Genomic DNA, 24,848 nt, shown 5'->3' on the forward strand with positions numbered 1-24,848 from the left:
GCTTCAATAATTCTTTCTAAAATAGCATATACAATAGATTCAAAAATCATTATACTTAACAACGTATTTGTTTTAATAAAAGCAAGGAGAAATATAAAAATGAGTTTTTTACATAGAATCATGAGAAAAGAAGACGTATCACAATATCAAAATAAAGATGCCCATTTAGAACGTACATTGCGTGTTAAAGATTTCTTAGCACTAGGTGTAGGTACGATTGTGTCTACTGCCATTTTTACATTGCCTGGTGTGGTAGCGGCTGATCATACAGGACCTTCTGTAAGTTTATCTTTCCTAGTTGCCGCAATCGTCGCAGCTATGGTTGCTTTTGTGTATGCAGAGATGGCAACAGTGATGCCATTTGCAGGTTCTGCCTATACTTGGATTAGCATCTTATTTGGAGAGTTCTTCGGTTGGATTGTTGGTTGGGCATTAATTGCAGAGTATTTGATTGCGGTATCGTTTGTGGCTTCAGGATTTTCCGCAAATTTAAGAGGACTGTTAGACCCCTTCCATGTTACTTTACCCAACGCATTGTCTAATTCATTAGGTACAAATGGCGGTATCATGGATCTCATCGCAGCGGTTGTTGTTGTGATTACAGCATTGTTATTATCTCGCGGAACGTCTGAGACTGCCCGCGTTCAAAATATTCTCGTTGTGCTTAAAGTGCTCGCGATCGCATTATTTATCATTGTAGGTTTATCCGTTGTAGACATCAGTCATTATGTACCGTTTATTCCTGAATATCATGAAACGGCAGCTGGTGCTTTTGGAGGCTGGCAAGGTATTTATGCAGGAAGTTCAGTGATTTTTGTAGCATATATTGGTTTTGATTCAATTGCTGCAAACTCTGGAGAAGCAATTAATCCACAAAAAACAATGCCAAGAGGTATTTTAGGGTCTCTACTTATAGCTGTTACTTTATTTATTGTGGTTGCACTTGTATTAGTCGGTATGTTTGATTATAGTTCTTATAAAGATAATGCTGAACCTGTTGGTTGGGCATTGAGAATGAGTGGACATGGCACTGTCGCTGTTATTGTGCAAGCTATTTCAGTCATTGGTATGTTTACCGCACTTATCGGTATGATGCTTGCTGGATCAAGACTACTCTATTCATTTGGTCGAGATGGAATTTTACCGTCTTGGTTAGGAAAATTAAACAATAAAAATTTACCGAATCGTGCACTCATTGTATTGTCTATCGTGGCAGTAATCATTGGCTCAGTATTTCCATTTGGATTTTTAGCCCAACTCATATCTGCGGGTGCATTAGTCGCATTTATGTTTGTGACGATTGGTATATACGCGTTACGTAAACGCGAAGGCAAAGATTTACCGTTGCCAGCATTTAAATTGCCGTTGTATCCAGTTATGCCGATTGTTATTTTTGTATGTGTATTTGCTGTATTTTGGGGATTAAGTGGCCAAGCGAAAATTTATACATTGATTTGGTTTATCATTGGTATTGTGTATTATTTATTTTATATATTTAAGACACGTAAACAGTAATTTTAAAATGAATAATTAAATTTAAGATAGGCTATTAAATGTTCTAAATAGAATATTTGATAGCCTTTTTTCACATATATAAACTATATAATATACTTTTAGTATATAAATCGATACAATTAATATGATTCTAAATGAAAAAGGGGGATTATGATTTTGGATATTAAACTGATTGTTACAGATATGGATGGAACTTTTTTAGATAGTCAAAGTCAATTTAATCATGAAGCGTTTCAACAGTTAAAACAAAACTGTGAGGCATCACATATTAGATTTGTATTTTGTACGGGAAAACAGTGTGAACGAGTAGAAAGTATTGTCGGAGATCTATCAACAGACACATTCATTGTTGGTGATAGTGCCACTAGAATTAAATATAATGGTGAATTTATTTATAATGCGACGATTAAAAATGAAAAGGGACAAGAACGGATTCAAGCGATTTCTGAAATTGATCCGAACCAAACAATTATTGGTTGTACAGCTTCAAGTGCATATGTATTGAATACAATTTCAGAAGTAGAAAAACAAATTGTGCATGGTTCATATCAAGAAGTTACATATGTTAATGATTTTTCAGAAGTAGAAGAAGACTTTTTAAAAATTACAGTACATGATGCTCAGGAAAATTGTAAAGTGACTGCACATCAATTAGCGCACTTTGAGTCTGAAGTATATATTGTAGCTTCAGATGAGGCATGGATTGATATTGCAGATTTAGGTGTGAATAAAGGAACGACCATTCGTCGAATACAAAGTTTGCTTCAAATCAGTCCAGCTGAAACAATTGCATTTGGGGATGGATTTAATGATATAGATTTATTTAAGGCTGCCAAATATAAAGTTGCTATGGATAATGCTTATCCAGAACTAAAAAAAGAAGCGAACCTCATAGCTAAAAATAATGATGAAGATGGTGTCATTCAGACGCTTAACTTGTTACTTGGATTTCGTTAAACAAAAGAGAAAATAATTTCAATATTAGACGGTAGGACGCCTTATTCATAATGATTTACGTAATTCAATAGTGACATTTTAAAAAACATATTAAGTCTTATTATTATATAATTTAGTCTATTTTATCGAGAGCGAGTCAGAACTTAATTCTGTTTCGTTCTCATTTTTTGTTATTAAGACAGTGGGTAGATTGATTTTTAAAAAATAAGAGCTAAATGTATGTTGATAACTTAAGGCATAGCACAATTAATAGTCACTTAATGCTATTTCAAAAATTGATTCACTTTAATTTGTAAAAATACAAATTTTTGCATAAATTTCAAAAATGATGTTATATTACATGTAAGGGCTTACATTTTATGTTAAAGGAGCGCATTTTTAATAAAAAAAGCATAACTTAGATTGGATAAAATGAAGATAGGAGTCACATATATGAAGATTATTCCATTTTCAGAACTGAAGTACATCATTAGTAAAGGCGATGTTATAGCTCTCGCCGCCTTATCAACGGCTAATTTACCAGCTGAGATACTCAAAACATTAGTCGAACTCAATGATGAAGATGAATCGTTTACAGACTTTACGGTGATGTTAGCGAATGATATTAGTGATTACCGTGGCGATAGTTATGATTTAGATTCCCTAACAACAAGAGGTATGATTAAGCGATTAATTACAAGTATTATCACGGCATCACCTGAAACGATTAAAGCAATGCACAACAATGAAATTGAAGCCTATTATCTTCCACAAGGTGTCATTGCAACACATTATAGAAGTACGACCGCTGTATCACCTGGTATGATTACTAAAATCGGTTTGAACACCAATGTAGATCCAATGTATTCAGGTGGCAAGGTCAACATGGTGACAAGGGAAGATTTAGTTTCTCGCATTGAAGTGAATAGTCAAACGTATTTACAGTATCATTTTCCAAAAATAGATGTTGCCATATTAAGGGGTACTTATGCAGATAAAGAAGGTAATATCTATATGACACATGAAGCGCATCTTGGAGAAGGCTACAGTGTGGCGCTAGCAACGCATCATAATCAAGGTACAGTAATCGTGCAAGTTAAGGCTATTGTACAACAAGGAAACTTTAATCCAAGCGATGTATTTATTCCAGGAAAGCTAGTAGATTATGTTGTAATAAATACGGATTCGAACTTGCATAGACAATTGATACAGACACAATATGAACCAGCATTATCAGGATACTATCAAGTCACTAAAATGCAAGAACCATACTTAGCATTTGGTACGCGTAAAGTGATATTAAGACGTGCGGCTCAATTTTTAAAAAAGGGTGACGTTATCAGCATTGGCTTTGGTATCAATAATGAATTATCGAATGTCTTACTGGAAGAAAATGTCAATCACTTAGTACAACCCAATATTGATACGGGTGTATTTGGTGGATGGCTTAGCAGTGGTAAACACTTTGGAATGAATTACAATTTGAGTGCGAGAATGAGACATGAGCTTACTTGGGATTTTATTTACAATAATGGACTCGATGTTGCATATCTCAGTTTTGCGCAAGTCGATCAATATGGCAACGTCAATGTTTCTCAATTTGGAGACAAGATGAATGGTTGCGGGGGTTTCATAGATATCAGTCAAACAGTCAAACGTATCGTCTTTTCAGGTGCAATGGTTGTTGGGGGTCAACTATCTTACGCAGATAATAAGGTAACAGTTACCCAAGAAGGTGAAATTTCTAAATTTGTGACCGAAGTGAAGTGCATAGATTTCAATGCCGATTATGCCACCAAGTTGCAACAAGAAGTTTATTTTGTAACGGAGCGTGCAGTATTTGAATTAACAAACAAGGGGTTGTTGTTGATTGAAATTGCACCAGGCATAGATTTAGAACAAGATGTCTTAGCACAGATGGCCTTTCGACCTATCATTGCGAAGAATCTCAAAGTGACGGAAAACGATATTTATCAAAATAAATGGGGTGGTTTGAATCATCTGTTGAATTCGGAATAGCATATTTTAAATAAGGGGGAGAAAATATGAACTACGACTGGATTAAAACAAGAGCAACGTTTGATGCACCCAAAGCTGCAGTCATTGATCCATTCAAAGGTACGGAATGGACCTATCAAGATTTAAATATCAGGGCAGAAAATTTAGCCAATTATTTACAAGAACAAGGCATTCGTCGTGGTGATGTTGTCGGCATTTTTACACCGAATGATGTAGCAATCTTGGATTTGTTATTCGCTTCATTCAAAATAGGTGCGGTATATTTACCGATTAATTGGCGCTTAAAGACACAAGAAATCGAAAGTGTAATTGCTGATTCGAAGGTCAAACTCATCTTTTACGCTGAAAAACATCTATCTAGTTTAGAAGGCATTGCAGATACATTACTTCATATGGATATCGATTCACAAGCATACGATGATATCGTTGATCCTTCGCGTCATCGTCCGTTCCAAACGGTGAGTGTTGAAGGGAATGAATTAGCCTCTCTGATGTATACGAGTGGTACGACAGGTTTACCTAAAGGCGTCATGTTCACATATGATGGCTTTGTAAATAATCCTATCAATACAGCACTCACGTATAAAATTAATGCCACATATACGACAATCATTTCAACACCAATGTTTCATGTTTTAGGCTTTAATGATTTGACGTTACCGTTGTTGATGGCAGGAGGTACGCTTATCATACAACGTTACTTTAATGGAGAACAGTTGAATGATTTAATGGCACAGTATAAACCTAATTTTTTAATACAAATACCTACGATGTACTATGCGATGTTAGTTGCGGAAAATTTTGACTTGAAAAACTTTGAAAATATCGAGTTTCTAGTTCAAGGTGGATCTGCACCATTACCACTGGTACAAAAGCAATTTCTGAAGATGGGACAACCTATAATTACTGGTTATGGTCTGACCGAGTCTCCTCTAGTCTGCGTGAATACGCCTGAGAATAATGCGCTTAAACCAGCGAGTATTGGGCAACCTGTAATGTTTTTAGATGTCTGTATCTTTGATGACAACTTTGAAGTGGTGCAGGTAGGTGAAATCGGAGAACTGGGCGTGCGGGGAAATAATGTAACACCTGGCTACTGGAATAAACCAAAAGAGACAGCACAATCGTTTCATGGAGAGTACTTTTTAACTGGTGATTTAGCGAAAATAGACGAAGACGGAGATATTTATATCGTTGATCGACGTAAAGAAATGATTATTACGGGTGGTGAAAATGTCTTACCTTCAGAAGTTGAGGCAGTCCTGTCTGAGCACCCACTTGTCGCACAAAGTGTAGTCGTTGGTTACGAGAGTCCTAAATATGGTGAATCCGTTGCTGCTGCTGTAGTGTTGACGGAAGATGATCCAAATTTTGAGGGAAAATTAGATGCGCATATGAGAACACATATCGCAGGTTATAAAATTCCAAGGTTATATCTCAAATTGACACATATGCCATTGAATTCTACTTCGAAGGCGGATAAGTTACAAATTCAGCAGTTTATGAATGAAAAAGCGCAAGACAATCAAACATAGAATTATAACGAACCACAAGAAGTAATTATGAGTAGATGTATAAAAATATGTAAGAGAGAAAAAATTTTAGAGATAAATGTAAGCGCTATCATTTTGAATGGAGGTCTTTGCTTATGCCAACAAAAGCAGAAATAATTAAAACTTTGTACCCAGAGGATATTTTGAGTATTGCCAACGATTTAACGGAGGGAGAAGTAACTTTATTAAAGCAATTGAACGATATGTTGGAAGAGAACTATCGAGATTCGGTGAACAAACATTGGTTAAATGCTACAGAGCCAGAAGGATATTTTGAAGCTTTAGGTAAATTGAATTATTTTCAAAATCCACTACTGTTTGAGGGGCGTGAAGGTGAAAAAACACCAAGTCAATTATTCCAATTCTTCATGTCATACACAATTGCTAAATTTGATGTCTCACTCGCAACATTATTAGGTGTACATCAAGGTTTAGGGCACAATTCATTCTGGTTTGGAGGAAGTAAAGAACAACAAGCGTATTACTTACCTAAATTACAGTCACACGAGTTGCGCACATGTTTTGCTTTAACTGAGCCTGAACACGGATCGGATGTTGCGGGAGGTCTTGAAACCACTGCAAAACGAGACGGAGATCAGTGGATTATAAATGGAGAGAAAAAATGGATAGGAGGAGCGAATGTTGCCGACGTGATTCCAGTCTATGCTGTAGATATTGAAACGGGTAAACCTAAAGGCTTTATCATAGAACCCAATCAATCAGGTGTTGAAATTGACATTATTGAAAATAAAATAGCACTTCGCATCGTACCAAATACTAATATACGTTTAAACAATGTGGTCGTCAAAGAAGCACAACGCTTACAAAATATTAATAGTTTCAAAGATATTGCACGTGTTTTGTATTCAACACGAGCTGGCGTAGCTTATATGGCAACAGGTGCTATGGCAGGTGCATTAAAAGCGACCACAGATTATGTGACTAAGCGGAAACAATTTGGTAAAGAAATTAGCAAATTTCAATTAATACAAGAAAAATTAGCCATGATGCAAGGTAATTTAGCACAAGCTATGGCAACGTGTGCGCAACTGGCACGTATGCAAGCAAAAGGTGAATATGATGAAGTTGCTACATCAACGGCTAAAATGATGAACGCATTGCGACTCAGAGAAACGGTTTCAATGGGACGTGGTATTCACGGTGGTAATGGGATTTTAGCTGGTGAATATGATATTGCGAGATTCTTTGCAGATGCTGAAGCCATTTACACGTATGAAGGCACACATGAGATTAACGCACTAGTCATCGGTCGTGCACTTACTGGTGATTCTGCATTTATCTAAGAATACATCGACTTCATTAAAAAAATGATGCAATAAATTTGGAGGTTTTAGTATGACAATCAGAAAAGCAACGGTCTTAGGTGCAGGAACAATGGGTAGCCAAATTGCCGCACTTCTGGTCAACGCAGGATTAAAAGTAAAATTATTAGATATTGTGATAGATGACAATGAGCCCAATAAGATTTCAAAAAAAGCATATGACATCATTACTAATCCGAAACGGCCGCAACTATTTGATTTATCTTTTGCATCGAATCTGTCATATGGCAATTTTAACGATGATTTAACTGGAGAAGATGATGCAGACATTTATATAGAAGCAGTTAAAGAAGAAGTGGAAATCAAACATCAAGTTTGGAATAAAGTGAAAGATGTGGCTAAAGAAGATGCAGTATTTGCGACAAATACATCAGGTATCCCAATCGAATCAATCGCAAATGTTTTTGACGATAGTGATAAAGCAAGATTTTTCGGTATGCATTTCTTTAATCCACCGCGCATCATGAAATTGGTCGAAGTGATTCCAAATAGTAAGACGGCACAAACAGTCATTGAACGAGTACAATATTTTGCTGAAGATGTATTAGGAAAAGGGGTTATTGTTGCCAATGATGTGCCTGGTTTTGTAGCCAATCGTGTAGGCACACAAACGATGAATGACATTATGTATCGCGCAGAGTCGCAAGGCCTTTCGATTACCGAGGTGGATGCTTTAACAGGGCGTGGTATTGGTCGTCCCAAAATGGGCACATATGGTTTATCAGATTTAGTTGGCTTGGATATTGCTTTAGCAGTGACTCAAGGGATGCAACGTATTCCAGAAGAACAACCATTTTTCCATGATAATCAATTAGCCCAAAAATTAGCCCGAAATGGTGCTTTAGGAAACAAAACGAAACAAGGCTATTATAAAAAAGTAAATAAACAACGATTGGTTTTTGATCCTGAACAAAACGATTATGTTGAACCCCAACAACCACAATTTGAAATACTTGGTCAATTTAGTAAAGATTTAGCTAAAAATTTAGAAGTTATCTTTAACGCACAAGACGATGCAGGTGTATTTTTATGGGAAACACTAAGAAACAACTTCTATTATTCAGCAATTAATGTTCCTAAAGCTGCGACTTCATTCAAAGACATTGATCGCGCGCTCGTGTGGGGTTTTAACTGGAAACAAGGACCATTCCAATTATGGGATTCGATGGGCTTTGAACGTGTGAAATCACGTATGAAAGAAGAACTTGGACAATTACCTGATTGGATAGAACAACGTAACGAACCATTCTATGCACAGGGTGAAACAATCGAACGAATTACACCAGTAGATGACTACATTAATGAAACACTGTGGAATAGAACAGATTCTAATTTATCAGTAGCGTATAAAGATCAATTATTATTGAAATTGCAAAGTAAAAATAATGTGATTACGGATGGATTTTTAGCAGATTTACTTGAAGCTATTGATACGCTTGAACAATCTGACTATAGTAGCATGGTTATCTATGCAGGTGGTGCCAACTTCAGCGTAGGTGCCAACTTATTCCAAATGAAACAAGCGCATGAAGAAGGACGCGTGGTAGAAGAAGTTGGCGCGGCGGTTGAGCAGTTACACTATGTGTTTGCGAGATTGAAATACGCAGTGAAACCTATCGTCACGGCTGTACAAGGAAAAGCATTAGGTGGTGGCTGTGAACTAGTACTGCATTCACCGATTGTAGTTGCAGCAAGTGAATCATATATCGGCCTCGTTGAAACAGGTGTTGGGCTATTACCAGCAGGTGGTGGACTTGCAGAATTATCTGATAGGATATTACGTACAGATCATAAAATGGATGATAAACAGAAGTCTATTACTGATATATTAATGCAAATCGGTTTCGCAAAAGTATCCACAAATGCGTATGAAGCGGTGAAATATCATTATTTAAGAACTACAGATACGATTATTTTAAATACAGAGAAACGTGTGGAAGTTGCTTTGAACAGAGCACGCTATGAGTCTCAAACGAACTATATGCCAACACCTCAAGTACGATATATTGCGTTAGGTAAAGACTTTAAAGCATTAGCTGAAGGACAGTTGGACGCGCAACGTATTGGCCATTTTATCAGTGATTATGACTATGAAATCACATTGAAAGTTGCGGAAGTATTAGGTGGCGGAGACATTCCGCGTAACACCTATATCAATCAAAGATATTTGCAAAAACTTGAAAAAGAACGCTTCTTAGAATTGCTACAAAATAAAAAAACTTATGACCGAATCACTCATATTTTAGAAACAGGGAAACCATTACGAAACTAAAAATGAAATACAACAAGGAAGGGTGAGTTTAAATGCGAGATGCATATATAGTAGCTTATGGACGTTCAGCAGCTGGTAAGGCTAAAAATGGAGCTTTGTTTCATGAAAGACCAGATGAAGTTGCAGCAAAAGTATTAAAAGGTGTCTTAGAAAAAGTTGATGGTTCATTTAAACCAAGTATGGTTGAAGACGTGATAGTCGGCAATTCATTTCCAGAAGGGTTGCAAGGACAGAATATTGCTAGAACGATTGCATTGTTAGCAGGTATGCCAAATGAAGTGCCAGGACAAACCGTAAATAGATATTGTTCTTCGGGACTTCAGACAATTGCACATGCAGCAAATCAAATCTTAGCTAATGAGGCAGATATACTTGTAGCTGGTGGTATTGAGTTAATGAGTGCTGTGCCAATGGGTGGTAATGAACCTACGAACAATCCTATTTTACAAGATGAAGATGCAGGTGTTTCCTACCCAATGGGACTAACAGCAGAAATGGTAGCAGAGACATATAACGTATCAAGAGCAGACCAAGATGCATATGCGGTACAGAGTCATCAACGTGCAGCTGTGGCACAACAGGCGGGCAAATTCGATGATGAAATTATACCGATAGAAGTGAACACAGTTTCATATAATGATGAGGGTCCTGTTATAGGGAAAGCAGTGTTTGATACTGATGAATTAATTAGGCCAGACACGAATCAAGCATCATTAGCGAAATTACGAACGGTATTTAAGGCTGACGGCACTGTGACGGCAGGCACCTCAGCACCACTTACAGATGGCGCAGGATTTGTAGTACTCATGTCTGGTGAAAAACTAAAAGAATTAGGTGTAACACCTATTGCACGTTTTGTTGGATTTAAAGCAGTCGGTGTAGATCCTAAACTCATGGGTATTGGTCCAGCCTATGCGATACCGGAAGTGCTTAAACAAGCCAATTTAACGGTAGATGATATGGATTTAGTGGAATTAAATGAAGCATTTGCCGCTCAAACATTAGCTTCAATTAGAGAAGTAGGGTTAGATATGGATAAAACAAATGTTAATGGTGGTGCCATTGCATTAGGGCATCCACTTGGAGCAACAGGTGCAATGTTAGTCGGTAAACTACTATCAGAGATGAAGCAAAGACCAGATACGAAATATGGTATGGTAACGATGTGTATCGGCGTCGGCATGGGCGCAGCAGGTATCTTTGAATATGTCAGAGCGTAGATGATACGAATGAAGATATTTAATAGTAGATAGTACGACAAAAAGTCGCATTAAACGTGATCATGTTTGATCCAATTAATGCGGCTTATATTTGTTTATGTGAAGATGTGCTACGTTTGATTTCTTAATCGTTGTTTAGCAGTTTGTGTTGCTTGATTTACAGGTTGGTTACCAAAAGCTTTACCTAGGCCAAAATCTGGCATATTGATATAAATATTTTCATATTGATTGGTATCGACATTATACGTTTCATGATAAAAGCCTACAGCATCGTTATTTTTCAATGCTTTAGAGAATTTACGCCAAGCTTTTAAGTGGGTAGGCATTCTAGAATAACTCAGCAGTTTTTCATTGTCTTCCCAATATTGAACAATCATGACGCCACGATATTTGAAGAGCATTTCATAAGACAAACATCCTAGAGATACATCTTTCGATAATTCTTTGAGCATAGGTGGCATTGCTAAGAGAACGGGAAGCCATTTGTGAATTTTGTGCCATTTGTTTACGCGAAGTCCTATCAAAAATACAGTGACAGATTTAGTTGGTAATACAGTATAGCGACCTTGATTCATATTAATCATCCCTTTCGTTTTGAAAGCATATCGTTAATTTCGTCTATATAGCGTTGGTTGCGTCTTTTTTCTATTGTCCAAATGATAAAGTAAACAATTGTATAAATGATAACGAACATGAGTATTGCTGAAATTTTCAAAGGAAACCATCCAGCTAGTATTGCTAATGGGAACATAATAATGAGCATGAGACTAAAGTGCAATAATGTTTGCGTTAATAGTGCTTTGTTCGTATTTGAAAAAATCAATTCACCAAAGCTGAAAGTAATACCAATTAATGCCCATATGACAACGGAAATACCCATGATTTGCAATTCGGTCAAATGCTCAAAATAGAACTTGCCCATCGTTGATTCTGGAGATACTGGGTGAAAAGCTGTTTTTGCAAATAGTGTCGAAAATATTAAAGAGATCATGACACCTATGGTAATGCCAATAGTTACTCCATTAAATAATCGTTTCATAATTTGAGCGCCTCCTTAATTAAAGGTAAATATCGTCTAGATGAGTAGGTGAAATCACCATTTGTAAATATGATTTCAATCGTACTGTTTTTATTTAATTTTAGCTTATCGATGTAATTTACATTGATAATTTCGGATTTTGAGATTTGTAGAAAGTGCGCATTGAGTTGTGCTTTGACTTCGTATAAACGGTGGGTGGTTGTGTATTGATGTTCAGGTGTCACCATTGTGAGTACTTTATTTTCTATACGAAAACATATGATGTGGTGTTGTTTGATGTAATACGTCTCTTCATTGTATTTTCCGGGAAATAGTTTGCTGTTTGATAATTGATTGATATAGTTTAAAATTTCTGGTAATTGTTCAGTGTCTTCATGACTTTTAATCACAATCGAATCTTTAGGTAATTGATTGTCATATATCATTTTGACTTCCATAGATATCAGGCCTCCCTGTTGAACTAAGTAAACCAAATTTTGTGAGAAATTACTATATAAAGAGTGTATGTGGCTTGAAAAATGAGCTAAGTGGCAAATAAAACTAATAAAATATAAAAATAAAAACCTCGAACAATTGCTAGTGTCGTACTAGTCTTGCTCGAGGTTGTATCGAATGGAATGTTATTAATAAACGTCTCGTTGATAGCGTTGTTGCTTAATCATATCATTCAGATAAGCTTCAGCTTCATCCTGATTATAGTTGCCTTCCATTTTTAGGACGCTGACAAGTGACTGATGCACGCCACTCGCCATCTCATCTTTGTTCCCACATAGGTAAATAGTAGCACCAGCCTCAATCCATTTATAGAATTCAGTACTATTTTGTTCAATGCGATGTTGGACATAGATTTTATTTTCAGTATCTCTAGAGAAGGCTAAATCTAATTTATTTAATATGCCGGTGTGCAGCCAATGTTCTAAATCATGTTGATATAGAAAATCGTGTTGTTGGTTCTGATTTCCAAAAATTAACCATTTCTGTGACTGTAAATTTAAGTGTTCACTTTCCTGTAGATAAGCACGATAAGGTGCAATGCCCGTACCAGCACCAATCATAATCACTGGTGTGTCTGCGTCTTCGGAAAATGTGAAGTTTGGGTTCTTTTTAATATAGATTGGCAATGTCTCTCCAACAGGTGTGCGTTCAGCAAGTTGAACGGAACAGACACCTAGACGCTCGCGTTGATGAGACTCGTATTTAACGACACGAACAGTTAAATGGACGCTAGAAGGATTGACGAGATGACTACTTGAAATAGAGTATTCTCTAGGTGGTAACTTTCTTAATAGCTGTGGTAACATACTCGGTTCTAATGCCACTGGTGTAAATGATTGTATCAGGTCAATCAAATCTCTGCCGTATATATAGTTTTCAACCCACTCAGATTTTTGAATATTAGCATTTAGCATGGGATTACCAAATAATTCCGCAGCTTTTTTCATTAATCCGGGTGTTAGTTTTGAAATTTCAAAGTCGTGCGTTAAAGCATCTTTAAGTGAACGCGTAGCGCCACTGTCATTAATTGGTACAAGGGTTTCTGCATCCCAATTAAGTGTAGCAATCAATTGTTCCACAAGGGCAGGGTCGTTTTGAGGGGTAATGACAATGCTATCACCAGGTTCATATGTTTCGGGATATCCTTCAAGTGATAATTCGAGATGTCTCACTTCACGAGATGCTTCTGGTTCTGTGAGTACAGTATTTTTTAAGACTTCGGCTTGAAAAGGATTTGATTTTGAATAAGGTGCTTGAGGTTCTTCAATTGTGACTACTTCGTCCTCAATATTAGGCGTATCTTCATGTGTATCAGGTGATATTTGTGTTAGCAGTTCAAGCATATCGATGATCCATTGTTCCGCTGTCTCTTCATAGTCGAAATCACAATCGACTCTATCGGCCATTCTATGTGCACCAAGTTGCCCTAAGATGTGATCAAAATCTTTACCTGCCTGACAAAAATCTGGAAAGTCTTGATCGCCAAGCGCTAATACTGCAAAATTAACCGAATTTAATTGTGGTACCGCATCACTATGAAGATGGTCGTATAAATCTAACGCATTAATCGGTGGTTCACCAACACCTTGTGTCGAACAAATAATGAAAAGATGTTCAACCTCTGGCAATGAATCTCTTGGGAAATCATCCATATCCCAAAGATGTACTTTAAAGTTTTGTGTTTTTAATTTTGATTCAAATGTTTCTGCAATTTCTTCCGCATTACCCGTTTCAGTACCGTATAATACATGCACTTCTAAAGGCTCAGATTCAGTTGATGCCGGTGCGATATTTGGCTGTTCAGTAGCCGTTTCGGCGTCAGTTGCCGTATTTGCCACTGCATCTTTATTTGTAACAGGTTCGTTCCCTGATGTTGATACATTTGGATTGAGCAGGTAACCACTTAACCATTGTTGTTGCTCTGTTGTTAGCATTGGTATTAGTTGATTAATGAGAGCTAATTGCTTCTCGTCAAAAGGGGTGTTGTCTTGATTCAGTTGCATGTGTGTCACCTCTATTTATTATATTTATATAGAAAATAGGTAGATTAACCCCTACGATAAACTATATTGAATTTTATTGAATTATAACATTGATTGTATGTTTTTAAATGATACGGATTATCATTTAGATAAAAATCCAACGAATGGCCGATACATTTTAAACATTTAAATATGCCCACATCATAAATATAACGATGCGGGCACTTTTAATATGTTAAAAGGAGAAATAAAGTATTAAGAATGGCTCAAGTTCTTAATTATTATATAATGGCTAGATTTTAATCATAAATATTCGAAATATGATGGATAATACGTTATCAAAGCTTAAGGTTTGATCGCAAATGCACGTACGGGAATCCAGGTGCATCTTTAGGTTTAGGGCTAATCGTGTAGATAATAGCACCGCGACGAGGTAGTTGATCCAGGTTCGTTAGTAATTCAACTTGGAATGTATCTTGACCTAGGACGTAGCGCTCGCCAACGATGTCCCCATTTTTAGCGACATCGACGGATGCGTCTGTATCAAATGTTTCATGACCAATCGCTTTGACTTGTCGTTCTTCGAGTAAATATTTTAATGCATCTAGTCCCCATCCTGGTAAATGGATATCGCCAGCATCATTTTTATTCTCAAAGGCTTCAATATTTGGCCAACGTTTCGACCAGTCACTTCGAAATGCCACAAATGTTCCTGGCTCAATGGTACCGAATTCGGCTTCCCATTGTTCGATATGGGCGCGCGTTAAGATGAAATCAGCATCCCGTGTCACTGCTTCTGAAAAGTCTAAAACAATTAATGGCAAAGCTAACTCTTTCAACTCTAGTTCATGCAAGTAACGTGTATTTTCTACAAAATGAACTGGAGCATCTATATGTGTGCCATACTGGCTAACGATATTCCAATGTTGTACATAAAAACCATCATCCGCAACATTGAACAGTGTTGAGACGCGTGCGCGTTCAAATTCACTAAAGCAAGGTATATGTTCATCAAACGTATGGGTCAAATCGACCCATGTTGATGACTTTAATTGTTCTAATTGATTCCATAATGGATAACTCATCGATATCACCTACAATATTTGATACTAAACAGCTGCTGAGTGTGTTGATTTGCGTAATTTTTCAACTGAATTGACGAGTACGCTTAGCGCTTCTTTCACTTCGTCTTCTTTGCGGGTCTTCAAACCGCAATCTGGGTTTACCCAGAACAATGAGCGATCAATTTCTTGTAAAGCACGATGGATTGCTTCTGTAATTTCTGCTTCTGTTGGTATTCTTGGACTATGAATATCATATACACCTAATCCAATACCTAAATCATAGGTAATGTCTTCGAAGTCTTGAATTAAATCACCATGACTTCGAGACGTCTCGATAGAAATGACGTCAGCATCTAAATCATAGATGGCATGGATGATTTGCCCGAATTGCGAATAACACATATGCGTATGAATTTGCGTTGCATCTGCAACTGATGAAGTTGCAAGTTTAAATGAACGGACGGCTTTTTCTAAATATGCTTCATGATATTCAGAACGAAGCGGTAAGCCTTCCCTTAAAGCAGGTTCGTCGACTTGAATAATTTGAATACCAGCTTCCTCAAGTGCCAATACTTCTTCATTAATGGCTAAAGCAATTTGATCTTGAACTTCTTCACGAGGTAAGTCTACACGTTCAAATGACCAGTTTAAGATGGTTACAGGTCCTGTAAGCATACCTTTGACAGGTTTGTCAGTAAGGCTTTGCGCATATAGCGTCTCTTTTACTGTCAGTGGCTCAGTCCATTTCACATCGCCATAAATAACAGGCGGCTTAACTGCACGTGAACCGTAAGACTGAACCCAACCAAATTTAGTTACTAAGAATCCTTGGAGTTTCTCGCCGAAAAATTCTACCATGTCGTTACGTTCGAATTCACCATGAACGAATACATCTAAACCAATATCTTCTTGTATTTTTATCCAACGAGCGATTTCATTTTTTAAGAAATCTTCATATGCAGCATCGGTAATACGATTATTTTTCCAATCGGCACGATATTTGCGGACTTCTTGAGATTGTGGGAATGAACCAATCGTTGTTGTTGGTAAATCTGGTAAATTTAAACGTTCATCTTGTGCTTTTTTACGTTCTTTGAATGGTGATTGTCTAGACGTACGCACTTTTTCGAAATCATAGTCCAAGTTTTTGAAAGATTGCTCTTGGAAGCGTGCATAGCGTGCCTTCAGTTCGTTATATTTACGGTCGTCATTATCATTAAATAAACGTTTTAATGCATCTAACTCATCAAGTTTTTCTGTGGCGAAGCTCAAACCTTCTGCGACAGACGGGTCTAATGTTTCATCGTCTAACGACACTGGTACATGTAATAAAGACGATGATGGTTGAATAACAAGGTCATTTGTATAATTCTGTAAGGTTTCGATTAATGATTTTTTAGCTTCAATATCAGCTGCCCACACGTTTCGGCCATCGATAATGCCAGCGTAAAGGACTTTATTACGATCTAATGCACCGTCTTTAATTTGTTGAAGATTAAAACCGTGATCATGGACGAAATCTAATCCAAGTCCTTTGACAGGTAACCCATTTAAAAATTGAAGATTCACACGCTCAAAATAAGTTTGAATGACTAAATGGTCGCCTAAACCAGCATCAGCAAAATAATCATAAGCAGCTTGTGTTATTGTTTCATAATCTTTACTGTCGTCAGTCACAAGGATTGGTTCGTCAATTTGAATGTAAGGTGCACCTGCGTCGACTAATGATTGTAGTACCTCTTTATATAATGGTAACAGTGTGTTTACTTTCTCTTCGAATGATTGATGTCCACCTTTAGATAGTGCTACAAAAGTGATTGGCCCAACAATAACAGGATGTGCATCGACATTGAGTGATTGTGCATAATTAAAACGTTCTAGCAAGACGTTGTGATTTAATTTTGGTTCAGCTTTGTCCCATTCAGGTACGATATAGTGGTAATTCGTGTTGAACCACTTGATTAAAGCACTTGCAACATATTCTTTATTACCTCTAGCGATATCAAATAATAAGTCATCATTTACTTCTCTACCTTGGAAGCGTTCCGGAATAATATTAAAAAGCAAAGATGTATCTAGAATATGATCATATAATGAGAAATCACCGACAGGCACACTAGATAAGTTGTAATTTTTTTGTAGTAATAAATTCTCTTTGTGTAAATCTGTTAATTGTTGATTTAAAGTTGTTAAATCATATTTGTTTGCCCAGTAACCTTCGATGGCTTTTTTCCATTCTCTTTTTCTACCTAATCTTGGGAAACCTAAGTTTGATGTTTGAATTGTCATAATATTGCCTCCTGTGTAGTTGAAGTAATTGATTTTGAATAATTTGCTAGTTCTAATGTATAATCGACTTTTTGAAATGGTGTGATTAAGTACAATCCATTAAAGTATTCATGTACGGTGTCGATCAGTTCTTTTGAAAGTTTAAGACTTAGTTCTTTTGTTTTAACTTTATCGTCTTTAACAGCTTCAAATTGTGCGAGTATATCTTCTGATAATTTGATGCCTGGGACTTCATTGTGTAAGAATAATGCATTGTTATAACTTGTGACGGGCATGACACCAATGAATAAAGGTGCATCTATGTGTTTGGTTGCCTCATAGACTTCTTTGATTTTTTCTTTGCTATAGACTGGCTGCGTAATGAAATAATGTGTGCCACTTTCTAACTTTTTCTCTAAACGTCTGACAGCACCGTCTAATTTTCTTACATTTGGATCAAATGCCCCTGCGATGTTGAAGTTTGTCTTTGTCTTCAGCGCATCACCATCTGTGTTAATCCCACGGTTAAAGCGAAGTGCAATTTCCGTTAATCCTTTAGAGTTCACATCATAAACATTGGTTGCACCGGGGAGGTGGCCAATCTTTGAAGGATCGCCTGTGATGGTCAATATCTCATTAATGTTGAGTAATGAAAGACCGAGTAAATGAGATTGTAAACCGATTAAATTACGATCACGACAGGTAATGTGAACTAAAGGTTCGATATCAAAACGTTGTTTGATTATACTTGCCGCGGCAACATTACTGATTCGCACCGTGGCGAGTGAATTGTCAGCTAACGTAACAGCATCGATATTGGCATCATCAAGTTTTTTGATATTTCTGAAAAATAAATCGGTATCAAGGTGCTTTGGCGTATCTAATTCTACAATGATAGTAGGGCGTGACTTTACTTTAGATGTTAGATTTTGTTTTTTGGATGATTGTTCTTTCTGGTTGATATATTTCGTGATTGGAACAACATTTTTTTCTGAAACAGGCTTTAATCCTGTAATAGATGATTTAATATATTGAATGTGTTCTGGCGTTGTACCACAACATCCACCAATCAAGCGTACCCCTTCGTTGATGAGTTGCTCAGCAACTTTTCCAAAGTAAGCAGCATTATCGCTATATTTGAACTTACTATTTTCAATATCCAGTAGACTAGCATTTGGATAACACGATAAAAATGCGTGATTTGGTAACTCGATATGCGAGAATGATTGTTGCATATGGTGTGGACCATGATGACAATTAAGACCGACAATGTCAGCACCACTTTCAGCAACTTGTTGTAGCGCATCATTGATTTCTGTACCATTTCTCAAATAGTTGGTATTCAGTGCAGTAAGTTGTGCAATGACTGGAATATCATATTTGCGTTTCGTCGCTTTAATAATATTTGTAAGTTCTTCTAAATCATAATACGTTTCGAATAAAATGCCATCGACACCAGCTTCGACCAATGTCTCTACTTGGATTTCCGTATGATATTGAATAGATGACAGTTCTAAATCTTCTTGTTTAATTCCTCTGAAACCACCAACAGTGCCTAGAATAAACGTTTCATCATTTGCAGCCTTTTTAGCAATATCTACTGCTGCTTGATGAATATCTTTGACTTTGTGTTCGAGTCCGAAGACTTTAAGTTTTTCAAAATTTGCGCCATATGTGTTTGTCTGAATAACATCGGCACCGGCTTCGATGTAAGTACGATGAATACGTTCAACTTTATCAGGATGCGTTAAGTTGTAAGCTTCTGGACAAGTGTCTAAGCCTTCTGAGTAGAGGATTGTTCCAATTGCACCATCAGCTACTAAGATGTTGTTCTGTAATTTGTCGAGTAGTTGACTCATTGAAAGCCTCCTTAAATGCGTAATTTAAATCTGAAATTAATTCATCAGCGGATTCAATGCCAACGCTAAGTCTAAATAAGCCAAACGTAATATTGCGTGCATCCCTTACTTCTTTTGGAATCGCTGCGTGCGACATTGTAGCCGGATGAGAAAGTATCGTTTCAACGCCACCTAAACTCACGGAAACTAAAGGTAAGGATAGGGCATCTACAAATGCTTGTGCTTTGGTTTCATCTTTTAACCTAAATCCCAGAACAGCGCCGCCATGATGTGCTTGTGATAAATGTAAATCACTATTTCCCGGGTAATATACTTCAGCAATTTCATCGCGTTGGTGAAGTGCTTCATAAAGCTTTTTGGCATTTTCAACGGATTGATTGAAACGAACAGGTAATGTCTTTAAGTGTTTAGCAAGTGTCCAACTATCTTGCGCTGATAAAGCTGTACCAGTACCGTTCTGTAATAAATACAAGGCGTCCGCAACTTTAGCATTGTTCGTAATTGCGACTCCGGCAATGATGTCACTATGACCGCTTAAAAATTTAGTTGCACTATGTACGACAATGTCTGCACCAAGTGCTAACGGCGATTGTCCAAGAGGTGTCATAAATGTATTATCGACAGCGAGTAATAATTGATGATGACGTGCTATATCGGCAGCACCTCTGATATCAGTGATTTTAAATAATGGATTTGAAGGTGTTTCAATATAAATCAGTTTCGTATTATCTTGAATCGCTTGTTCAATTTCTTGTAAATGTGTTGTATTTACTGTTGAAAATTGAATGTCAAAGCGTGTTAATATTTGTTCTGTAAGTCTAAATGTCCCACCATAAACGTCATCGGGAAGAATGACATGATCTCCAGCATTTAATGTGAGTAATACTGCAGAAATCGCTGCGATGCCTGAAGCGTATGCGAATGCATGACTACCGCCTTCTAACTTTGCTAATTTTTCTTCTAATAAAGCACGATTAGGGTTGCCACTTCTTGCGTAATCATAAGGAGCGCCACCGCCGAGCGTTTTTTGATGAAATGTTGAAGAATCGTAAAGTGGTGGGTTGGCAGAGTCGTAATCTATGCCTCTACGTGCATCAAAAATTACTTCAGTTTCTTTGGATAAACTCATGAAATCACCTCTTGCTTTGATTTTTCTAATGCTTGAACAATATCTTGCTCAATATCTTCATAATCTTCAATACCGATAGACAATCTGAGTAAATATTCATCTATACCACGTTTGTCTTTCTCGGCGTCTGGCATATCGACGTGTGTTTGAGTATATGGAAAAGTGATAAATGTCTCTGTACCACCTAAACTTTCAGCAAAAATGCAGACCTTGAGATGCTCTAAAAATTTAGCTGCATTATAATTTTTATTTAAGCGTATGCTCAACATGCCAGTACGACCACTGTAAAGCACTTTTTCAATTGCTTCTAACTGACTACATCGTTCTGCTAATAATTGTGCATTATATTCTGAACGATCCATTCTTAAATGTAATGTCTTTAAACCACGTTGTAATAAATAACTATCGAAAGGTGACAGTGTTGCACCAATCATGTTGTGGAGTTGTCCTAATTGTTCGGCGAGTTGATCATCTTTTACCGTGACTACGCCAGCTAGGACGTCATTGTGACCGCCGATATATTTCGTAGCGGAATGTAAGACAATATCTGCCCCATCTTCCAGTGGTGTTGAAAGGTAGGGTGTTAAGAATGTGTTATCAATAATCGTAAGCAAATTATGCTTCTTAGCTAAGATGTAATAAGGATCTACATCTACTTCAATCATTTGTGGATTTGATATGGGTTCGATAAATAATGCTTTCGTTTGTGATGTAATACTTTGTTTGACCTCTTCATAATTTAGAAAGTCGACATATTTAAAATGAATACCATACTGTTGTTCGTAAAAATCAAAGAGTCTAAATGTACCACCATATAAATCGAAAGATACTAATACCTCGTCGCCAGATTTGAACAAATTACAAATTAATTGAATGGCTGACATGCCACTTGATGTCGCAAATGCAGCAACACCTTTTTCCAATTGTGCAAATGCTTCTTCGAACGTTGAACGTGTTGGGTTCTTCGTTCGCGTATAGTCATATCCTGTAGATGCGCCAAGTTGCGGATGCTGATAGGCTGTTGATAAATAGATTGGATTGGCAATTGCGCCTGTATGGTCATTGGATAATGCGATTTGAGCAAGTTCAGTATTTTTCATAATTGTTAACCTCCTTGTAAAAATAAAAAAGCTTCCGTCCTTTAAACCCGAATAATCGGATGTAAAGGACGAAAGCTTAGCTCGCGGTACCACCTTTGTTTGTTACTTTATCGCTAAAGTAACCTTATCCAGTACGCTAAATTGTTAAGTGCTTCGCGTAGACTGAATGGAGCATCTTAATTCGCAATGTAATGATTGTGCGAAAAGATGATGTGTGGTTAATCCAGTACGCCATTTAACAAAATGTTAATACTGTATCGCTATAACGGGCGATCCCGTTGACACCTCATATTGGTATCAACACTCAAAGGCCATTTTCAAACTTTCTTTCCGTGTCTTCTTTCAGCGTTACAAAGACTCTCTGTGCCAGCAGGGTAAGTTTTACTTTCCTTGTTACTGTGTTTCGAATATGTTTTCGTATTTGATATACACAAGACTACACACTAAAAATTACTTTGTCAACAACTTATCTGAAAATTTAGATTAAACTAATTATTCGAGGTGGTATTTTTAGCTGTTTCAGTGATGTTATAATAATTAAAATGTACCAATGCAAGCAGGCCAAGGGAAGCAGGTGTATGCAAATGAGCAATCATCAAGATCAAAGATTAATATTAGATGCTGATGAAAAAATTCAAAAAATAAATATACAAGCGATTAAAGCGAATCCTTATCAACCACGTAAAACATTTGACGATGAGCGATTACATGATCTCGCAAAATCTATTCAATTACATGGTATTTTACAGCCTATCGTACTTCGCAAGACCATTGCAGGATATAATATTGTAGTGGGTGAAAGACGTTACCGTGCTGCCAACATTGCTGGACTGACTGAAGTACCTGCAATTGTTAAATCATTAACAGATAAAGATATGATGGAACTTGCAATTATTGAAAATTTGCAACGCGAAGATCTTAATGCGATTGAAGAAGCGGAAAGTTATCGAAAGTTGATGGATGATTTGAATTTAACACAACAGGAAGTGGCACAACGCTTAAGTAAATCCAGACCCTATATCGCTAATATGTTGCGCTTACTTAATTTACCCAAATCTGTTTCTATCATGGTTAGAGACGGTGTATTGTCAGGTGGACATGGACGTACGTTATTAGGTGTGAAAGATGCACATCAAATGTTAAGGATTGCTAAACAAGCCTCCCGGGAGTCTTGGAGTGTACGTGAGTTAGAAAAATATGTGACAGCCCAATCTGAAACACCGAAAAGTAAGGCAGATGTTGCGCAAGATGCTATAACGAAACCTAAATTTATTAGACAACAAGAGCGACAACTTAAAGAACAATATGGTGCGCACGTTGCGATTACTACTAAAAATAAAAAAGGCCAAATTACATTTGAGTTTAAATCTGAAGCTGAATTCAAACGACTGATACATCAATTGAATGAAAAATATAAGCATGAATAGAAGGAAACAATATTCACATTCATACGGTTTTGTAGTATAATGTAACCATAAACACAATTGTCATAAGTACATCAAAACCCCCACAGCCGGTCAAAGCTTTGTGGGGGTTTTGTATGTTATTTTTATTCATTATCTTAGTGAATAAATGGAATGCCAAAGAATAAGTAAAAGAATATTAAAGGTGTAATGATTAATATATTGATTAGATTTAATATGTAACTTATTTTCCAAATACTTTTACATTTTTTAGAAAAAAGAAATACTAGTATTGATATCACAAATAATACTATTGAATTTAAAATGAAAAGGTTTAATATATCTCCCCCATACCAACTAGCGGGGGACAAAGGACTAAAGAACATTACTAAAATTATGAAATAATTAGCAATATTGATACTGAACATAAATAGTTTCATTCATAAATCAAACTTTTTCTAATGGTTTTATTATGTATTGTACCATGCTTCATAACTTTCCAAACTACTATGATGTTATAAGTCGAATTTGCAGTTAGAAATAGTCAATTTTTTCCTTACGTGATATAGTGTATAAATAATTTTCAAGACAAAAAATTACGGTATAAGGTAGGTTGGACTTTACATGGATAAGGCTATACAAGATCTTGCAAAAATTGAATTACACTGTCATCTCGATGGCTCAACGAGTGTGGAACTTATTAGGCAACTCGCTAAGGAACAAGATATCGACATCAATGAAGAGAAATTATTTGTTGATAGTAGCTGTGATAGTTTAGATGCATATTTACAGTGTTTTGAAGAGATTTTAAAGGTTTTACAGACAAAAGATAGTTTGCAACGTGCTGTGGTTGATGTTGCGCAACAAGCAGCGCGCGACAATATTAAATACATAGAAATTCGCTTTGCACCTTTATTTCATATGGATAAAGGTTTGACATTAACCGAGATATTAGAAGCTGTTGAAGCAGGTGTACAAGAAGCGGTACATACACTAGATATTCAAATGAACTTATTAATCTGTGCGATGCGTCAACATGATGAAGCAACGAATCGAGCGTTATTTGATTTTATTAAACAAAGCGATAGCAAAGCAGTATGTGGACTTGATTTTGCAGGACCAGAAGGCGGATTTCCTACTACGGCTATTCAAGGTGCTGCTATATACGGTCTAGAGCAAGGATTTAATATGACGTTGCATGCAGGAGAATGTGGTTGTGCGCAAAATGTCGTAGAAGCGATTAAATTAGGCGCGCATCGAATTGGTCACGGTGTGGCGATTAATCAAGATTTAGATGGCTTACAGTTTGTGAAAGAACATGATGCATTACTAGAAATCTGTCCGAAAAGTAATATACAAACGCAAGCGATTACCAGCGTTCACCAGTTAAATATTCCATATTTGATCCAAGAAGACATCCCATTCCTAATTAATACAGATAATCGTACGGTGACACAAACATCATTAAATGAAGAATATAGCTTATTATTACATCACCAATTGATGACGTATGAACAAATTCAATATATTAATCAACGAGCGATTAAATATACATTTTTAACTGATGATGAGCAACAACAATTAAAATTTAAAATGCAGTCATAAAAAAACGTTCAATTTCTTCTGAAATTGGACGTTTTTGAGATTCAAG

Annotated in this window: 17 protein-coding genes, 1 pseudogene and 1 other annotated feature; of the genes and pseudogenes, 9 read left to right on the forward strand and 9 right to left on the reverse strand. The window is 36.6% G+C overall.

The window, feature by feature from the left end; translation table 11 throughout:
- The first annotated feature begins 99 nt into the window (after positions 1 to 99).
- The 7 genes from ACSULM_RS04225 to ACSULM_RS04255 all read left to right on the forward strand — a co-directional run bounded on the left by ACSULM_RS04225 (position 100) and on the right by ACSULM_RS04255 (position 10,858).
- The gene (locus tag ACSULM_RS04225) at positions 100 to 1,515 is read left to right on the forward strand and encodes an APC family permease (protein WP_436860802.1); all 1,416 of its coding nucleotides are present in this window, start codon (positions 100 to 102) and stop codon (positions 1,513 to 1,515) included.
- A gap of 156 nt (positions 1,516 to 1,671) precedes the next feature.
- Complete coding sequence (locus tag ACSULM_RS04230; RefSeq protein WP_436860803.1) at positions 1,672 to 2,472, forward strand: Cof-type HAD-IIB family hydrolase; 801 nt, start codon at positions 1,672 to 1,674, stop codon at positions 2,470 to 2,472.
- A gap of 432 nt (positions 2,473 to 2,904) precedes the next feature.
- Positions 2,905 to 4,470 (forward strand): malonate decarboxylase subunit alpha, encoded by a 1,566-nt coding sequence (locus ACSULM_RS04235; RefSeq protein WP_436860804.1) that lies wholly within the window; start codon positions 2,905 to 2,907, stop codon positions 4,468 to 4,470.
- A gap of 26 nt (positions 4,471 to 4,496) precedes the next feature.
- Positions 4,497 to 6,005, forward strand: coding sequence for a class I adenylate-forming enzyme family protein (locus ACSULM_RS04240; RefSeq protein ID WP_436860805.1), 1,509 nt, complete (start codon positions 4,497 to 4,499; stop codon positions 6,003 to 6,005).
- 113 nt (positions 6,006 to 6,118) lie between these two features.
- The gene (locus ACSULM_RS04245; RefSeq protein WP_436860807.1) at positions 6,119 to 7,327 is read left to right on the forward strand and encodes an acyl-CoA dehydrogenase family protein; all 1,209 of its coding nucleotides are present in this window, start codon (positions 6,119 to 6,121) and stop codon (positions 7,325 to 7,327) included.
- A gap of 52 nt (positions 7,328 to 7,379) precedes the next feature.
- Positions 7,380 to 9,638, forward strand: a complete 2,259-nt coding sequence (locus ACSULM_RS04250) for a 3-hydroxyacyl-CoA dehydrogenase/enoyl-CoA hydratase family protein (RefSeq protein ID WP_436860809.1) — start codon at positions 7,380 to 7,382, stop codon at positions 9,636 to 9,638.
- Positions 9,639 to 9,670: 32 nt separating this feature from the next.
- On the forward strand, positions 9,671 to 10,858 hold the full coding sequence (locus ACSULM_RS04255; protein ID WP_436860811.1) for a thiolase family protein: 1,188 nt from the start codon (positions 9,671 to 9,673) through the stop codon (positions 10,856 to 10,858).
- A 110-nt stretch (positions 10,859 to 10,968) separates the two neighbouring features.
- Here the strand turns inward: ACSULM_RS04255 and ACSULM_RS04260 are convergent, their stop codons facing one another.
- The 9 genes and pseudogenes from ACSULM_RS04260 to ACSULM_RS04300 form a co-directional block, all read right to left on the reverse strand.
- Entirely contained in the window at positions 10,969 to 11,433 is a 465-nt protein-coding gene (locus tag ACSULM_RS04260) for a DUF4188 domain-containing protein (protein WP_436860813.1), read from the reverse strand.
- Between the two features lie 5 nt (positions 11,434 to 11,438).
- Positions 11,439 to 11,897 carry a DUF3021 domain-containing protein gene (locus tag ACSULM_RS04265; RefSeq protein WP_436860816.1) on the reverse strand — a complete coding sequence of 153 codons (459 nt, stop codon included), beginning with the start codon at positions 11,895 to 11,897 and terminating at the stop codon, positions 11,439 to 11,441.
- Positions 11,894 to 12,334, reverse strand: a complete 441-nt coding sequence (locus ACSULM_RS04270; protein WP_436860817.1) for a LytTR family DNA-binding domain-containing protein — start codon at positions 12,332 to 12,334, stop codon at positions 11,894 to 11,896. The genes ACSULM_RS04265 and ACSULM_RS04270 overlap by 4 nt, the downstream gene beginning before the upstream one ends.
- A gap of 186 nt (positions 12,335 to 12,520) precedes the next feature.
- Positions 12,521 to 14,395, reverse strand: coding sequence for a diflavin oxidoreductase (locus ACSULM_RS04275; protein WP_436860818.1), 1,875 nt, complete (start codon positions 14,393 to 14,395; stop codon positions 12,521 to 12,523).
- Between the two features lie 324 nt (positions 14,396 to 14,719).
- A pseudogene (locus ACSULM_RS04280) lies at positions 14,720 to 15,459 on the reverse strand (cyclase family protein).
- A gap of 24 nt (positions 15,460 to 15,483) precedes the next feature.
- Entirely contained in the window at positions 15,484 to 17,730 is a 2,247-nt protein-coding gene (metE, locus tag ACSULM_RS04285; RefSeq protein WP_436860932.1) for a 5-methyltetrahydropteroyltriglutamate--homocysteine S-methyltransferase, read from the reverse strand.
- Positions 17,724 to 19,565: a bifunctional homocysteine S-methyltransferase/methylenetetrahydrofolate reductase gene (locus ACSULM_RS04290; protein ID WP_436860821.1), complete on the reverse strand. Its 1,842-nt coding sequence runs from the start codon at positions 19,563 to 19,565 to the stop codon at positions 17,724 to 17,726. Before ACSULM_RS04290 ends, metE begins: the two co-directional genes overlap by 7 nt.
- Positions 19,519 to 20,694 (reverse strand): cystathionine beta-lyase MetC, encoded by a 1,176-nt coding sequence (gene metC, locus ACSULM_RS04295; protein WP_436860822.1) that lies wholly within the window; start codon positions 20,692 to 20,694, stop codon positions 19,519 to 19,521. The genes ACSULM_RS04290 and metC overlap by 47 nt, the downstream gene beginning before the upstream one ends.
- Positions 20,691 to 21,794, reverse strand: coding sequence for a PLP-dependent transferase (locus ACSULM_RS04300; protein WP_436860824.1), 1,104 nt, complete (start codon positions 21,792 to 21,794; stop codon positions 20,691 to 20,693). The genes metC and ACSULM_RS04300 overlap by 4 nt, the downstream gene beginning before the upstream one ends.
- Before the next feature lie 61 nt (positions 21,795 to 21,855).
- Positions 21,856 to 22,200: a binding site (T-box leader), on the reverse strand.
- 178 nt (positions 22,201 to 22,378) lie between these two features.
- Between ACSULM_RS04300 and ACSULM_RS04305 the strand changes: the two genes are divergently transcribed.
- A complete protein-coding gene (locus ACSULM_RS04305) occupies positions 22,379 to 23,221 on the forward strand; it encodes a ParB/RepB/Spo0J family partition protein (protein WP_436860826.1) in 843 nt (280 codons plus the stop codon).
- 600 nt (positions 23,222 to 23,821) lie between these two features.
- Positions 23,822 to 24,802 carry an adenosine deaminase gene (add, locus tag ACSULM_RS04310; protein WP_436860829.1) on the forward strand — a complete coding sequence of 327 codons (981 nt, stop codon included), beginning with the start codon at positions 23,822 to 23,824 and terminating at the stop codon, positions 24,800 to 24,802.
- Positions 24,803 to 24,848 lie beyond the last annotated feature (46 nt).

Source organism: Staphylococcus caeli (assembly GCF_051413795.1).
GTDB classification, from domain to species: domain Bacteria; phylum Bacillota; class Bacilli; order Staphylococcales; family Staphylococcaceae; genus Staphylococcus; species Staphylococcus caeli_A.